Genomic DNA, 14,440 nt, shown 5'->3' with positions numbered 1-14,440 from the left:
CCACAGAGCCGTAATTCCGTGGTTACAGTCACTTCGGCGCAGTTCCCAAGTGCGAGCTTTGTCCCCGCGCAACCGGCCCGCGCCCTAAGCCGTCGCATGCGGCTCAGAGAAAGGCAATCCCGTCGCAAGGCGGGGACGCAAAGCCAGGGGCCTCCCGAGTGGGAGGCGGCCCAGCCGCCGAAGGAGACAGAAACACATGCGCTATCAGCCAGCCCATGCAGTCAAGAGCGGCTCGGTACCGTTCATGCTGCGTGGCCCCAAGTCGGTCCGTACGGCACTGTCGGCCGCCGTCGCGGGTGCGATCGCCTTCGCCCCGGCCGTCCTTCTCACCTCGCCGGCGCAAGCCGTCGTCGCTGCCAACGACCTGACCGCTCCCCCCGCGTCCGCCGCCGAGGGCACCCCGGTCACCTTCAACATCACCAGCGCGTCCACGGGCGACGTCTGGGTGTCCACGGCCGACGACGCCACGGCTGCTGACGCCGCTCACAAGGCAACCGCGACCAACGGCGCCGATCAGGACTACACGCCGATCACCCGTCAGAAGGTCACCTTCGGCACCGGTGCCGCGGCGACGCAGGCGGTGCCGGTCACCACTACGGCGGACACGCTCTACGAGAACGACGAGTCGTTCGCGCTGCAGGTCTACGACGCTTCCAGCGGCGGCAACCTGCTGAAGACCTTCGTCGGCACCATCACCAACGACGACACCGCGCCGACGTTCAGCATGTCCGCCAACCCGAACCCGGCGAACGACGGCACGGACAACAAGACCACCATCACCGCGCAGCTCGACAAGGTGTCGGGGCTGGACTCGGTCGTCACCCTCAGCACCGCCGACGGCACCGCCAAGTCGCCGGCCGACTACCAGGCGCTGCCCAACAACACCACGGTCACCATCCCCGCCGGGCAGCGGACGATCACCAAGGACATCTCGATCGTCAAGGACGAGATCCAGGACTCGGCCAGCCCGGAGACCTTCACGGTCAACGGCACCGCCACCAACGTGGCGAACACCGCGCAGCAGCAGATCACGGTCAGCATCACCGACGGTGACACCGCGCCGGTCATCACGCTGACCGGTGGCGGCAGCGGCCCCGAGGGCTCGACGATCGACTTCATCGTCTCGCTCAACCACGGCTCCGAGAAGCCGGTCACCGTGGACTGGTCCGCGGCGGGCAAGGCGCCGAACGCGGCGACCCCGGGCACCGACTTCACCTACCCGACCTCGCGCACGGTCACCATCCCGGCGAACACGACGCAGGCGAAGATCTCCATCGCCACCCTCAAGGACAACCTGTCCGAGGGCGACGAGGACTTCACCGTCTCGTTGAGCAACGCGGGCAACGCCACGCTCGGCGCGACCACCTCGGGCACCGGGACGATCACCAACGGCAACGACGCCCCGACGGTGACCGTCGAGCCGACGACCGTGATCGAGGGCAACACGGGCCGCAAGGCTCAGACCTTCACCGCCAAGCTGAGCGCTGCCTCCAGCCAGACGGTCCGGGTCAACTGGAAGACCGCGCCGACCGACGTCGGCCTCGGCTACGCGGTGGCCGGCAAGGACTACGTCGACGCGAACGGCACGCTGACGTTTGCGCCGGGTGTGACCACGCAGACGTTCACTGTCGACATCATCGGCGACACGATCGACGAGGGCAGCGGCGCGACGCCGACCCCCACCGACGGTGAGAAGGTCGACCTGCTGCTGAGCGCGCTGCCCAACGACTCGACGATCGACCTCGGGGTCAACCCGAAGCGCACGGTCACGATCATCGACGACGACGCCACGCCGACCCTGGTGTTTGCGGACAGGTCGATGATGGAGGGCAACGACACCACGGCCGCCGTGCTGCCGGTGTCGCTGAGCAACGCCTCGGACCGCCCGCTGTCGTTCACGCTGACCGACACCACGTCGGCCAACAACGGTACGGCCGACGACGACGAGATCACGTTCAACGGCTTCACCATCCCTGGTGGCAACGACTACCAGCTGTTCAACACGGCGATCAGCATCCCCGCCGAGGCGACCAGCGGGTACGGCGTGCTGCTGATCAACGGCGACACGGTGTACGAGACCGACGAGACGGCATACTTCACCGCGACCGCCGACAACTCGAGCGTTCCGTACCTGGGTGCGCCGACCACCAAGACCGCGAAGCTGACGCTGCAGAACGACGACAAGGCGCCCGACTTCGAGATCAACAGCGCCACCGCCAACGAGGGTGACACCGTCACCGTCACCGGCACCTACACCGGTCAGTCGCAGATCCCGCCGTCGGTGGCCGTCTCGTTCGCCGGTGGTTCGTCCAACGGCAGCAAGGCCGCCAGCGCTGACGACTTCGTCAACCCGGGCGTCACCGCTACCAACATCCCGGCGTGGACGCTGAGCGGTTCGTCGGTCAAGGTCACCGACCTGAAGATCAACACGGACACCACGGCGGAGCCGGCCGAGACGATCATCGTCAAGGGCGTCGGGCTCAACAACAGCGCCACGGTGACCGAGGGCATCATCACCATCGCCGCCAACGGGGCCACCCAGCCCGAGCCCAGCGATGACACCATCACGCTGATGTCGGCGGCCAGCTTCCGCCTCGGTGCCGGCTCGCTGCGCCTGAGCGGCATGGCTCCCGCCTCGGCCAACCTGACCCTGTGGGGCAAGGCGATCGGCAGCGACGACGACGCCGCGTGGGAGAACCTGGGCACCACCACGGCGAACGCCACCGGTGCCTACTCCTTCTCGCCGGAGTTCACCACCACCGGCTGGTGGTTCAAGGTGTCCAACGGTGACATCGAGTCCGACACCATCAAGGTGAACTTGAAGGAAGACCCGGACTTCGCGGTCCGCTCCTCCAGCAAGGGCAAGGTCACGCTGTCGGTCATCGGCGACCCGAAGGTGCGCGGCTTGAGCGTGCGCGTGCTGCGGGCCAACACCGATGGCACCTGGACCACCGTCGGCACCGGCCTGCTGAACGCCAGCGGGGCCTACACGAAGACCATCAACGGTACTTCGGGTAAGTCCTACCTGTTCAAGGCGACGGTCTACGGTGACGGCGACGCCGGCCTGCTGACCAACACCTCGAAGAGCGCGCGCGTCACGGTGCGCTGACCCAACAGAGTTCCAAAGAGAAGGGCGGCCCGAACGGGCCGCCCTTCTCCGTTTCTCTACTCGACTTCCACAGCGGCCTGGGCGAACTGCGCGGAGTACAACCTGGCGTAGGCCCCGTCAACCGCGATCAGCTCGTCGTGCGTGCCCTGTTCGACGATCGCGCCACCGTCCATCACCAGGATCACGTCGGCGTCCCGGATGGTCGACAGCCGGTGCGCGATGACGAACGACGTACGACCCGAGCGCAGCGTGTTCATCGCCTTCTGGATCAGCACCTCGGTGCGCGTGTCCACCGAGCTGGTCGCCTCGTCCAGGATCAGGATGCTCGGCTCGGCCAGGAACGCCCGGGCGATCGTGATCAGCTGCTTCTCCCCGGCGGAGACGTTCGAACCCTCGTCGTCGATCATCGTCTCGATGCCGTCGGGCAGCGAGCGCACGAACCGGTCCACGTGCGCCGCCTGCGCCGCCTCGTCCACCTTGGCCGGCGAGGGGGAGTCGGCGCCGTACCCGATGTTCTCCGCGATCGTGCCCCCGAACAGCCAGGTGTCCTGCAGCACCATGCCCATGTGCTCGCGCAGTTCCGCGCGCGGCATGGTGGCGATGTCCAGCCCGTCCAGCGTGATCCGCCCCGAGCTCACCTCGTAGAAGCGCATCAGCAGGTTGACCAGCGTGGTTTTGCCCGCGCCGGTGGGGCCCACGATCGCCACGGTCTGCCCCGGTTCGACGGTGAACGACAGGTCCTCGATGAGCGGCTGATCCGGGACGTACCGGAACGACACATGCTCGAAGGCCACCCGGCCCTGGATCGGGCGAACCCCGTCCATCGCCGGGTCGGGGCTCTGCTCCGGCGCGTCCAGCAGCGCGAACACCCGCTCGGCCGAGGCCACCCCGGACTGCACCAGGTTGGCCATGCTCGCCACCTGGGTCAGCGGCTGGCTGAACTGGCGCGAGTACTGCACGAACGCCTGCACCTCACCCAGCGACAGCGAACCCGAGGCCACCCGCAGCCCGCCGACCACCGCCACCAGCACGTAGTTGACGTTGCTGAGGAACATCATGGCCGGCTGGATCAGGCCCGAGATGAACTGAGCGCGGAAGCTGGAGGCGTACAACTCGTCGTTGTGCTTCTCGAAGGTCTCCATCGCCTCGCGGTCGCGGCCGAAGACCCGGACCAGCGAATGCCCGGTGAACATCTCCTCGATGTGAGCGTTGAGCCGCCCGGTCGTCGCCCACTGCGCCACGAACTGCGGCTGCGAGCGCTTGCCGATGCGGGTGGTCACCCAGAACGACAGCGGCACGGTGATCAGGGCGATGAGCGCGAGCAGGGGCGAGATCCAGAACATCATCGCCAGTACGCCCACGATGGTCAGCAACGACGTCACGAGCTGGGCGATCGTCTGTTGCAGGGTCTGCGCGATGTTGTCGGTGTCGTTCGTCGCCCGGCTCAGCACCTCGCCGCGCGGCTGCTGATCGAAATACGACAGCGGCAACCGGCCCAGCTTCTCCTCGACCTGCTGGCGCAGCCGGAACACGGTGTTCTGCACGACCCGGGCGGTCAGCCTGCCCTGCAGTACCCCGAAGAGCCAGGCCGCCACGTAGAGCGCCAGCACCCACATGAGCACATGCGCGAGCGCGGTGAAGTCGATGCCCCGCCCCGGCAGGATGTTCATCGACTCGAGCATCTTGGCCTGGTTGGTCTCCCCCCGCGCCCGCAGCTGCTCGATCACCTGCTCCTTGGTGAGCCCGGCGGGCAGCTTCTTGCTCACCACCCCGTCGAAGATGATGTCGGTGGCGTGGCCCAGGATGCGCGGCCCGGTGACCGACAGCGCGACGCTAACGACGCCGAACAGCGCGATCAGGGCGACCAGGGCGCGGTCCGGGCGCAGCATGCCGAGCAGGCGCTTGGAGGAGCCCTTGAAATCCTGCAGCTTCTCGGCCGGCATGCCGCCGGCCATCATCCGTCCCGGCCCGCCCATCGGCGGACCTTGCGGCCTTCTTGCCGGCGCGGTCACGCGGCCGCCTCCTGTTCGGTCAGCTGGGACAGCACGATCTCGCGGTAGGTCTCGTTGGTGTCCATGAGCTCGTCGTGCGTGCCCGTGCCGACCACCTGGCCGTCGTCGAGCACCACGATGCGGTCGGCGTCGCGGATCGTGCTGACCCGCTGCGCCACGATCACCACGGTGGCCTCGGCCGTGCGCTCGGCCAGGGCCGCCCGCAACGCCGCGTCGGTGGCGTAGTCCAGCGCCGAGAACGAGTCGTCGAACAGGTAGATTTCCGGGTGGTGCACCAGCACCCGGGCGATCGCGAGCCGCTGGCGCTGCCCGCCCGAGACGTTGGTGCCGCCCTGGGCGATCGGTGCTTCGAGCCCGCCGTCCATGCGCTCGACGAAGTCGCGGGCCTGCGCCACCTCCAGCGCCGACCAGAGCTCCTCATCGGTGGCATCGGGGTTGCCGTAGCGCAAGTTCGAGGCCACCGTGCCGGTGAACAGGTAAGGCTTCTGCGGCACCAGCCCCACCACCCGCGACAACAGTTCGGAATCGAGGTCGCGCACGTTCACCCCGTCGACCAGCACCTCACCGCCGGTCGCGTCGAACAGCCGCGGCACCAGGTTGAGCAGCGTCGTCTTGCCGGCGCCGGTGCTGCCGATCACGGCCGTCACCTCGCCCGGGCGTGCGGTCAGAGCCACCTCGCGCAGCACCGGGGCAGCCGCGCCGGGGTAGTGGAAGTCCACCCCGCGCAACTGCAGGAAACCGTGCCGCTCCAGCTCCCGAACCGGCTCCGCCGCAGCATGTACGGACGAAGCGGTCCCCAGCACCTCCTCGATGCGCTCGGCACACACCTCGGCCCGGGGAATCATCACGAACATGAAGGTCGCCATCATGATCGCCATCAGAATCTGCATCAGATAGCTGAGGAACGCCGTCAGCGCGCCGACCTGCATGGACCCGGCGTCGATGCGGTGCCCGCCGAACCAGAGCACGGCGATGCTGGACAGGTTCACGATGAGCAGGACGGTGGGGAACATCGCCGCCATGACCCGGCCGACCCGCAGCGAGACGTCGGTCAGTTCGGCGTTGGCCCCGCCGTACCGGCTGCGCTCGTGCTCGTCGCGGACGAAGGCGCGGATCACCCGGATGCCGGTGATCTGCTCGCGCATGATCCGGTTGACCTTGTCGATGCGCACCTGCATGGACCGGAACAACGGCCGCATGATCGAGATGATCGTGCCCACCACCACGAGCAGCACCGGCACGATGACCAGCAGCAACCCGGACAGCGGCACATCCTGGTGCAGGGCGAGCAGCACGCCACCGGCACACATGATCGGCGCCGACACCATGAGCAGGAACGTCATCAGGACCAGCATCTGCACCTGCTGGACATCGTTTGTGGTGCGCGTGATCAGCGAGGGCGCGCCGAACTGCCCCACCTCACGGGTGGAAAAGGCCATGACCCGCGAGAAAATCGCCCCGCGAAGGTCGCGCCCCACGCCCATGGCGGTCTGCGCCCCGAAATACACGGCGGCCACCTGGGCGGTGATCTGCACCAGCGTGATGCCCAGCATTTCCAGGCCGACCCGCATGACATAACCGGTGTCGCCCGGAACCACGCCGTTGTCGATGATGTCGGCGTTCAACGTGGGCAGATAAAGCGTCGCCAGCGTGGCCACGAACTGAAACAAGACAACCAAAAAGATTGGTTTCCCGTACGGCCGCAGCCGTGCGCGCAAGAGCCGGAAAAGCACCTGTCAGACACCCCCGTGGTGGTTGCCGGTGGAAGAACGTTCGAGTAGCCCGTCGAGAAGCAGCGACACCAGCTCCTCGCCGTCAAAATTCTCGGGATCCCCGAAGGGCCCGTAAACATTGGCGCCGCAGAACAGCAGCAGCAACCCGGCCACCGCATCGGGCGGCCGGCGCAGCAGCGCGGCGTCGGATTGGAGAAGCTCGGTGAGGGCGGCCAGAAGCTTGCTGCGGGCCTCCATCATCTGAGCCGCCGCACTCGGATGGGCGCCGCCGATGATCAGCTTGCGGACGGCGTTCATGAGCTGCACGTTGGCCTGAAAGCGAGCGTTGACCAGCTCGGCCGCCACGGCCAGGCGTACCCGCAGCCCCTTGGCCGGGTCGATGCGGGCCAGCCCGTCGAGCGTCGGCTGCGGATCGGAGGCCTTGACCAGCGCGGCCACCAGCAGCGACGTCTTGTCGGGAAAGACCCCGAAGATCGTGCCCTCGGCCACCCCGGCGGCCTGGGCGATCTGCCGGGTGCTGACCTCCACCCCGAACTCGAGAATCAACGGGATGGTCGCCTCGATGAGGGCAGCCCGCCGATCCTCGGGGGCCATGGCAGGCACCCGCCGCCGCCGAACCTGCCCAGACGCCGAACTCACCCGGCAACCTTACTGAGCGAGCACTCACTCAGCCACTGACATTTGTCATGTCTTCGGTGGGTGGGGCGGCGGCGGGCGGCGGAAGGTGACGAGAATCCCCTGGGCGTTCAGGAGCGCGACGGCCGCGAGCCCTTGCCGAGAAGGATCTCGCGGGCGGTGTCCTGTGCGTGTGGCGAACCGCCACCGTAGGCCGCCACGTGATCCACCGCGAACTCGTTAATTCCGCGAAACACCCATAACAGACGTAAGGGGTTGTCGTAAAGAAGACTCTGTCTCTGGTGATCGCGGCCGGGGTGCTGCTGACCGGGGCTCCGGCGAACGCTGCTGCTTCCTGCACGCCGCAGGGTGTGTGCGGGAGCGGGTACAAGGTGCAGCGCTCGCACAAGCTGCCCGGCGCCACGTCGTACCAGCTCTACAACGGGTCGTCGACGTGCGTCGTGACGATCAAGACCAAGTCGCTGGGCAAGGCCACCAAGGTGACCGCCGGGCTGCAGGTCAAGGGCGGATCCTGGGCGTACGACACGGGCAACTACACCTACTATGCGGGTCCGGTGAAGCAGAAGAGCAAGGGTAAGTGTGTCCGCTTCTTCGGCTACTCGCAGAAGAAGAGCTACACCAGCGGCTGGGCCAACTGCGGCTGATCAGGTAGCGCTAGCGGTGGGGCTCAGTGCGAGAACCCTGGGCGATTGAGTCCCACCGTGTAGCCCCCGCTCCCGCTGATCGCGGTGACCAGCAGGCGGTACGTGCCGGCCAGGCCGGTGTACGAAAGGACTTTCCCGGCGCCCCCGGCCGGAGCGGTGGCGACGGTGACCCAGGCTCGGGCCGGGTCGCGGCGTTGCAGGACCAGATCGAAGTCGGCGGTACGGGGGCCGTCGAGGCACGCGTCGATGGTGCCCGGCTGCGACGTTCCGAAGTGGTCGGACGGCGCGGTCCTGGACTGGCCGGGGGCCAGGCCGGCAACGGTGGTGTTGAAGTAACCGGTGCAGGACAGGGCGACCGGGCGCGCCGGCGCGGCTGCCGGGGTGGGTGCGGTCGTCGCGAAGGCCGGGATGGTGGCGACGGCCAGGGCGGCGGCCGTGGCCGGGGTGATGATGGCGGCGGTGGGCCGGGTGTTCATGAGTACCCCGCTGAAGAAGCCGAAGAAGCTGGGCAAGCTGGAAGCCGAATGATCTTGAGGCGGTAATCAGAGCATCCCTGGGTTGCCGGGCCGGGCGCCGCACACGGGTTCTGCCCGAAATTCGGGTGGGCTCAGGATGGGTGTTCTCTGAACGTATACTCCGAGAGTATAGTGGTCGGCATGACGGTGCCTTTGACGCTGCTGGGGTTGCTTGAGCGCGAGCCCAGCCACGGTTACGACCTCAAGCGCGACTACGACGCATTCTTCGGGCGCGGTAAGCCGCTCTCCTTCGGCCAGGTCTACTCCACGCTGTCCCGGCTCACCCGCGACGGCAAGGTCGTCGTCAGCGAGGTCGGCCCGGGGGAGGGCCCGGACCGCAAGCGCTACGTCATCACCGACACCGGGGCGACCGAGGTCAGCACCTGGCTGACCCAGCCGGTCGAACCCGAGCCGCACCTGCAGACCACCCTGTTCGCCAAGGTGACGCTGTCGCTGATGCTCGGCCGGCCCGCCGAGGAATACCTGGACCGCCAGCGCACCGCCCACCTGCAGCGCATGCGCGAGCTGACCGAGCTCAAGCGCTCCGGCGAACTCGTCGACGCCCTGCTCGCCGATCACGGCCTCTTCCACCTCGAAGCCGACCTGCGCTGGATCGAGCTCACCGCCTCCCGGCTGGACGCGCTGGCCCGCGAGGTCACCAAATGAGCCTGCTCAGCGCCCGCGGCGTCACCCTGTCCTTCGGCACCACCCCGGCCCTGCGCGGGGCCGACCTCACCGTCGCAGCCGGCGAGATCCTGGCGATCATGGGGCCCAGCGGGTCCGGCAAGTCGACGTTGCTGCACTGCCTGGCCGGCATCCTCGTGCCCGACGAGGGCGAGATCCACTGCGACGGGCAGCGGATCGACACGCTGGGTGAGAACGGGCGCAGCGAGCTGCGGCGCGAGAAGTTCGGCTTCGTGTTCCAGTTCGGACAGTTGGTGCCCGAGCTGACCGCCGAGGAGAACGTCGCTCTTCCGCTGCTGCTCAACGGCGTCAAGCGAGCCGAAGCGGTACGCCAGGCCCGCGCCTGGTTCCCCCGGCTGGGCCTGGACGGGCTGGGCCACCGCCGCTCGGGGGAGTTGTCGGGTGGCCAGGCGCAGCGGGTGGCGCTCGCGCGCGGCATGGTCGCCCGGCCGCGGGTGCTGTTCGCCGACGAGCCGACCGGGTCGCTCGACTCACTGACCGGTGAGCAGGTCATGGGGCTGATGGTGGACACCGCCCGGGAGGAGGGAACCACCGTCGTGGTGGTCACCCACGAACCGCGCGTGGCGGCGTACGCCGATCGGGAAGTGACAGTTCGCGATGGCAAGGTCCACGGGGTCAGCATGGAAACGGTGGGTGCGTCGTGATCCGGCTCGGATTGCGGCTCGCCCTCGCGGGAGGCCGGGAAGCGGCGATCCGGCTCACGCTCATCGCGGCAGCCGTCGCCCTCGGTGTGGCCATGCTGCTCGCCGCGGTCGGGGGGATGTCCGGGGTGGTCAAGCAGAGCGACCGCTACGGCTGGGCGAACGCGGGCCTGCATCCCGCCCAGCCCGGCGACCGCGACCCGCTGTGGTGGCGGCTGCGCATCGACACGTACGCCGGCAGCTCGATCGGTCGCGTCGACGTGGCCGCCACCGGGTCGTCCGCCCTGCTCCCGCCCGGACTGACCCGGCTACCCGCACCGGGGGAGTACTTCGCCTCGCCGGCCCTGCAACGCCTGATTGCCACGCAGCCCGCCGACCAGCTCAAGAACCGGTTCCCCGGCGTGCTGGCCGGGACCGTGGGCCCAGCGGCGCTGCCCGCCCCGGATTCGCTGATCGCCGTTGTCGGATACCGGGCGGACGAGCTTTCCGGCCGTACCGGCGCAGTCCAGGTCTCGGCGATCCCAGACTCCGCGCCGGCGCACTGTCCCGGTGGTTGCTGGTCCGGGATCCCGGCCGGCGGCCTGCAGCTCATCCTGGCCGTGATCGCCGCCGCCCTGATCTTCCCGCTGCTCATCCTGATCGGCTCGGCCACCCGGCTGGCCGCCGCCCGGCGCGAGCAGCGGTTCGCGGCGATGCGGCTGGCCGGCGCCACCCCGCGGCAGGTGGCGATCATGTCGGCGGTGGAGAGCACGGTGTCCGCCGCGGTGGGCACAGTGGCCGGTGTCGCGTTGTTCTATGCCCTCCGCGACCGGCTGGCGGAGATACCGCTGACCGGTGCGCCGCTGTTTCCCGCCGACCTGTCCCCAGGGCTGTGGGGGCTGCTCGCGGTGATCGCCGGCGTACCGGTGGCTTCGGCGCTGGCGGCACGGTTCGCGCTGCGGCGGGTCCGGATCTCGCCGCTCGGGGTGAGCCGGCGGGCCACGCCGAAGCCGCCGCGGGCGTACCGGGTGATCCTGCTGGTCCTGGGGGTCGCCGAACTGGCCTTCTTCATCGGACGCCGGCCGGAGACGACGCAGGGCCAGGTGCTCGCCTTCCTGCCGGGCCTCCTGGTGGTCATGGCCGGGCTGGTCATCGCCGGTCCGTGGCTGACCATGGTGGCCTCGCGGGTGCTGGCCGGTAGGGCCCGGCGCCCGGCGGCCCTGATCGCGGCCCGGCGCCTGGCCGACAACCCGGCCACCGGCTTCCGTGCGGTGAGCGGGCTCGTACTGGCCCTGTTCGTCACCAGCGTCGCGGTCGGCGTGATGGGTACGATCGCCGCCGACCGGGGGCACTTCGACCCGGGCTCCAACGCGATGATGTTCCAGCTGTTCCGCGACGAGAAGAACGCCCCGACCGGAGCTGTCGCACCGGCGTCGCTGGCCTCCGTCCGGGGCGTCCGGGGCGTGGCGGTGGCCCGGGTGCCGGCGCCCGGCATCACGGTTCCGCAGACCGATGGGGTTTTCCCGTACGCCCTCGCCTCCTGCGCGGACATCGCCCGCCTCCCGGCGGCGACGCACTGCCTGCCCGGCGCCCGCACAGCCTGGGTGTTCCCGGACCTCACCGCATCCGCCGACAACGAATGGACCGCCCCGTACGCCGTCGGCTGGCCCGCCGCCGACGTCCCCGAGAGCCGGCTCGCCTCGATGCAAGCGATGTCGCTGGTGGTGGCCACCGACGGCTCGATCGGCGCTGTCGAACGGGCCCGCAGCGTGCTGAACGGGACGCACCCGATGCGCTTCGGGGCGATCACCGGCGTCGACTGGCAGGCGGATGGAGCCCGGGTGTTCGAGGGCTGGAAGCGCCTGGCCAACGTCGTGGTGCTGGCCTCGCTGATCCTGGCCGGCCTGAGCCTCGCAGTCAGCGTCGCGGGCGGGCTGACCGAGCGCCGCCGTCCGTTCAGCGTGCTCCGGCTGACCGGGGTCTCGCTCGGCACGCTGCGCCGGGTGGTGGCCCTGGAAAGCGTGACACCGCTGCTGACCGCGTCGCTGGTGGCCGTCGGGGCCGGGCTGGCCTGTGCGCATCTGTTCCTCAAGGCCCAGATGCACCTCACGCTGCACTCGCCCGGGGTGGCGTTCTACCTGGTGGTGGGGCTGGGGCTGCTGGGCTCGCTCGGGGTCATCGCCTCAACGCTGCCGCTGCTGCAACGCATCACCGGCCCGGAAGCCGCTCGCAACGACTAGGACACGCCCTTGCTGCGCAGGCGGGCCACCACGCCGTTGCAGGAGACCTCTTCCACGGCCGGGCGGGGCTGGGGCTCCTGGCCGGCTCGCCAGCGCGAAACCGAGACCAGGCCCGGGTCGATGAAGTCGAGGTCGTGCAGCAGCTCCGCGAGCTGCACGCCGGTGCGGGGGACGAAGCGGCCGTCCTTGTTGTTGGCGGTGAGCTCCGCGATCGCCTCCGGGGACTGGTATTCCCAGGTGGCGTGGGTGGCCACCACGTAGCTGCCCGGCGGCAGGGCGCCGACGAGCGTGTCGATGGTGGCCTGCGGGTTCTCGTCGTCGCGGATGAAGTGCAGGACGGCCACCAGCAGCAGGGCGATGGGCTCGTCGAAGTTGAGGGTGGCCGCCAGCTCCGGGTGGTCCAGGATCGCCTGGGGTTCGCGCAGGTCGGCGTCGATGTAGGAGATCGCGCCCTGCGGACCGGTGGTGATCAGGGCGCGGGCGTGGGTGAGCACGATCGGGTCGTTGTCCACGTACACGGTGTGGGTGGTCGGTTGGATGGTCTGGGCCACGTCGTGGGTGTTGCCCGGTGCCGGGATGCCGGTGCCGATGTCGAGGAACTGGCGGATGCCCTGCCCGGCCAGGTATTCCACGGCCCGGCCCAGGAACTTGCGGTTCTCGATCGCCATCAGGCGGATGCTCGGCATGGCGGCCTCGATGGCGTCGCCGGACGCCCGGTCGGCGGCGAAGTTGTCCTTGCCGCCCAGCCAGTAGTTGTAGCGCCGGGCCGGGTGCGCAACCGTCGTGTCGAACCGGTTCACGTCAGCAGTTCCGCTGCTCATCAAGCCTCCATCCCACGGGACAAAGTCCGTCCACGAGAGATCCTAGGGCAGACCGGCGACGTCTTTCTCCCACAGATTTGGCAGCCTGTCCTGCCCGTCCCACTGCCCATCCACCCAGCGAGAGGCAGAACGCAAGGCCAGAGCGCCTCAGATGAAGCTGCGGATCAGCACGATCGCGATGAAGACGACGATGAACGACAGGTCAATGCTGAGCCCGCCGGCCCGCAGCGGTGGAATCACGCGGCGAACCGGGGCGAGGATCGGTTCGGTGACCGACCACACACCGCGGGTCAGCCGGGACCGGAACGAACCGGGCATGCTCGGGCCGGCCAGCGCCACACTCCAGTCGAGGATGGCCCGCACGATCAGGAGCACCTGCACCAGCAGCAACACGAAGCTCACAAGAGCGAGCAGGGGACCCACGGTGACCTCCAGAGCCGATAACGGTCACCCCACTATGCGTCGCTTTGTTGTGAGTTCGCTGAGTGGTACTTGAGTTCTCCGGCCCTGATGGCCACCCGCAGCGTGTTCTCCGGCGGCGCGAGCGGGCACAGCCACGCCTCGTTGTAGGCGCAACTCGGGTTGTACAAGTAGTTGAAGTCGAGCCGGACCCGGTTGCCGCCGAGCAGTTCCAGGCCGCGCCCATGCGTCCCCTTGACCGTGTCGGTGAGATACCGCCCGCCGCCATAGCTCTCGGGACCACTGGTCAGATCACGAACGGGAAGAAACAGCCCGCCGCCGTACGCCCGAAGCCACCACAACGACAGCTCCCCCCACGGCGTCTGCAGAATTCCGGCCCGCGAGTAATGGCACACCCCATCCGGCCCGCCGGTGTCGATGTCGATCTCGCCCGGAGCCTCCCGCAGGTCGACCTCGGCGATGAACTCGTCGGTGGGCGCGAAGTACCGCAGCCCGTCGAAGGGCTCACCCCGCGCGATGGCGGACTGCGGGTGGGTGGCGAAGAGGTGGTCGCGTTGAGCCCGGAAGTCTTCGAGGCCGGCGGCGGAGAGGTAGAGGCGAGCTACTGCGGCGCGGTAGTCGGCGAGTTCGAGATCCTGCACGCCTCCCAACGTAGCTGGGAGCGGGGCGAGGTGCGGGCGGGGAATTGAAAAATGGTCACCGTTCGGCCTACGCTCAAGACGTCACTGTATTGAAACGTTTAAATGCGTGACTGGTCCCGTGCCTTCTCAACCACCGAGGAGATCCGCATGGCAAAAATCCGGATGCTCGCGGCCGCCACCCTGGCCGCGCTCATCACCCTTCCTCTCACCACATCCCCCGCTTCAGCCTCATCACCCCCGGCCGCCGCGCACTCCTTGAAGGCGCCGCGCTCCCTGCCCGCTGTCGCATCCGCCCGAAATGGCGGCCCCGCCCAGCAACCCGCGGCCAGGCCGGCACCCACCCC

13 protein-coding genes and 1 riboswitch are annotated in these 14,440 nt (G+C 68.8%); of the genes, 5 read left to right on the top strand and 8 right to left on the bottom strand.

Translation table 11 applies throughout. From position 1 onward, the window contains the following. Nucleotides 1-102: 102 nt before the first annotated feature. Nucleotides 103-182, top strand: a riboswitch (cyclic di-GMP riboswitch). Between the two features lie 14 nt (nt 183-196). Beyond that, nucleotides 197-3,109 (top strand): Calx-beta domain-containing protein, encoded by a 2,913-nt coding sequence (locus TFC3_RS23570; RefSeq protein WP_067503865.1) that lies wholly within the window; start codon nt 197-199, stop codon nt 3,107-3,109. 56 nt (nt 3,110-3,165) lie between these two features. On the opposite strand, the gene TFC3_RS23565 is transcribed toward TFC3_RS23570, so the two are convergent. Genes TFC3_RS23565 through TFC3_RS23555 form a run of 3 tightly spaced genes read right to left on the bottom strand, consistent with a single transcriptional unit; the run spans nt 3,166 to nt 7,493 of the window. Continuing rightward, the gene (locus TFC3_RS23565; RefSeq protein WP_067503862.1) at nt 3,166-5,085 is read right to left on the bottom strand and encodes an ABC transporter ATP-binding protein; all 1,920 of its coding nucleotides are present in this window, start codon (nt 5,083-5,085) and stop codon (nt 3,166-3,168) included. A gap of 32 nt (nt 5,086-5,117) precedes the next feature. Continuing rightward, a complete protein-coding gene (locus TFC3_RS23560; RefSeq protein WP_067503859.1) occupies nt 5,118-6,854 on the bottom strand; it encodes an ABC transporter ATP-binding protein in 1,737 nt (578 codons plus the stop codon). Nucleotides 6,855-6,857: 3 nt separating this feature from the next. Continuing rightward, the gene (locus tag TFC3_RS23555) at nt 6,858-7,493 is read right to left on the bottom strand and encodes a TetR/AcrR family transcriptional regulator (RefSeq protein WP_236718274.1); all 636 of its coding nucleotides are present in this window, start codon (nt 7,491-7,493) and stop codon (nt 6,858-6,860) included. Between the two features lie 278 nt (nt 7,494-7,771). Here TFC3_RS23555 and TFC3_RS23550 point away from each other — a divergent pair, with 278 nt between their 5' ends. After that, nucleotides 7,772-8,134 carry a hypothetical protein gene (locus TFC3_RS23550; protein ID WP_201787205.1) on the top strand — a complete coding sequence of 121 codons (363 nt, stop codon included), beginning with the start codon at nt 7,772-7,774 and terminating at the stop codon, nt 8,132-8,134. A gap of 23 nt (nt 8,135-8,157) precedes the next feature. On the opposite strand, the gene TFC3_RS23545 is transcribed toward TFC3_RS23550, so the two are convergent. Next, nucleotides 8,158-8,646 (bottom strand): hypothetical protein, encoded by a 489-nt coding sequence (locus TFC3_RS23545; RefSeq protein ID WP_067503851.1) that lies wholly within the window; start codon nt 8,644-8,646, stop codon nt 8,158-8,160. 144 nt (nt 8,647-8,790) lie between these two features. Here TFC3_RS23545 and TFC3_RS23540 point away from each other — a divergent pair, with 144 nt between their 5' ends. Genes TFC3_RS23540 through TFC3_RS23530 form a run of 3 tightly spaced genes read left to right on the top strand, consistent with a single transcriptional unit; the run spans nt 8,791 to nt 12,214 of the window. Then, a complete protein-coding gene (locus tag TFC3_RS23540) occupies nt 8,791-9,315 on the top strand; it encodes a PadR family transcriptional regulator (RefSeq protein ID WP_067507362.1) in 525 nt (174 codons plus the stop codon). Then, a complete protein-coding gene (locus tag TFC3_RS23535; protein WP_067503849.1) occupies nt 9,312-9,998 on the top strand; it encodes an ABC transporter ATP-binding protein in 687 nt (228 codons plus the stop codon). The genes TFC3_RS23540 and TFC3_RS23535 overlap by 4 nt, the downstream gene beginning before the upstream one ends. Beyond that, on the top strand, nt 9,995-12,214 hold the full coding sequence (locus TFC3_RS23530) for an FtsX-like permease family protein (RefSeq protein WP_067503846.1): 2,220 nt from the start codon (nt 9,995-9,997) through the stop codon (nt 12,212-12,214). The genes TFC3_RS23535 and TFC3_RS23530 overlap by 4 nt, the downstream gene beginning before the upstream one ends. Here TFC3_RS23530 and TFC3_RS23525 read toward each other — a convergent pair. The 4 genes from TFC3_RS23525 to TFC3_RS39575 all read right to left on the bottom strand — a co-directional run. Next, nucleotides 12,211-13,035 (bottom strand): SAM-dependent methyltransferase, encoded by an 825-nt coding sequence (locus tag TFC3_RS23525; protein WP_067503843.1) that lies wholly within the window; start codon nt 13,033-13,035, stop codon nt 12,211-12,213. The two genes, TFC3_RS23530 and TFC3_RS23525, sit on opposite strands and share 4 nt — an antisense overlap. A gap of 147 nt (nt 13,036-13,182) precedes the next feature. Next, on the bottom strand, nt 13,183-13,458 hold the full coding sequence (locus TFC3_RS23520; RefSeq protein WP_067503840.1) for a YggT family protein: 276 nt from the start codon (nt 13,456-13,458) through the stop codon (nt 13,183-13,185). A gap of 32 nt (nt 13,459-13,490) precedes the next feature. Then, a complete protein-coding gene (locus TFC3_RS23515) occupies nt 13,491-14,096 on the bottom strand; it encodes a DUF1684 domain-containing protein (RefSeq protein WP_067503838.1) in 606 nt (201 codons plus the stop codon). A gap of 98 nt (nt 14,097-14,194) precedes the next feature. After that, nucleotides 14,195-14,440, bottom strand: a 246-nt coding sequence (locus TFC3_RS39575) for a hypothetical protein (RefSeq protein ID WP_236718273.1), incomplete at its 5' end; no start/stop codon positions are given.

The organism is Actinoplanes sp. TFC3 (assembly GCF_001553785.1).
In the GTDB taxonomy this organism is placed as follows: domain Bacteria; phylum Actinomycetota; class Actinomycetes; order Mycobacteriales; family Micromonosporaceae; genus Actinoplanes.
The sequence above is the reverse complement of the archived record's forward strand: the minus strand, read 5'-3'. Positions and strand labels throughout refer to the sequence as shown.

Excerpts from the sequence above, each read along its gene's own strand:
- TFC3_RS23570 (WP_067503865.1), top strand. The coding sequence starts at position 197 with ATGCGCTATCAGCCAGCCCATGCAGTCAAGAGCGGCTCGGTACCGTTC.
- TFC3_RS23565 (WP_067503862.1), bottom strand. The coding sequence starts at position 5,085 with ATGGGCGGGCCGGGACGGATGATGGCCGGCGGCATGCCGGCCGAGAAG.
- TFC3_RS23540 (WP_067507362.1), top strand. The coding sequence starts at position 8,791 with ATGACGGTGCCTTTGACGCTGCTGGGGTTGCTTGAGCGCGAGCCCAGC.
- TFC3_RS23535 (WP_067503849.1), top strand. The coding sequence starts at position 9,312 with ATGAGCCTGCTCAGCGCCCGCGGCGTCACCCTGTCCTTCGGCACCACC.
- TFC3_RS23525 (WP_067503843.1), bottom strand. The coding sequence starts at position 13,035 with ATGAGCAGCGGAACTGCTGACGTGAACCGGTTCGACACGACGGTTGCG.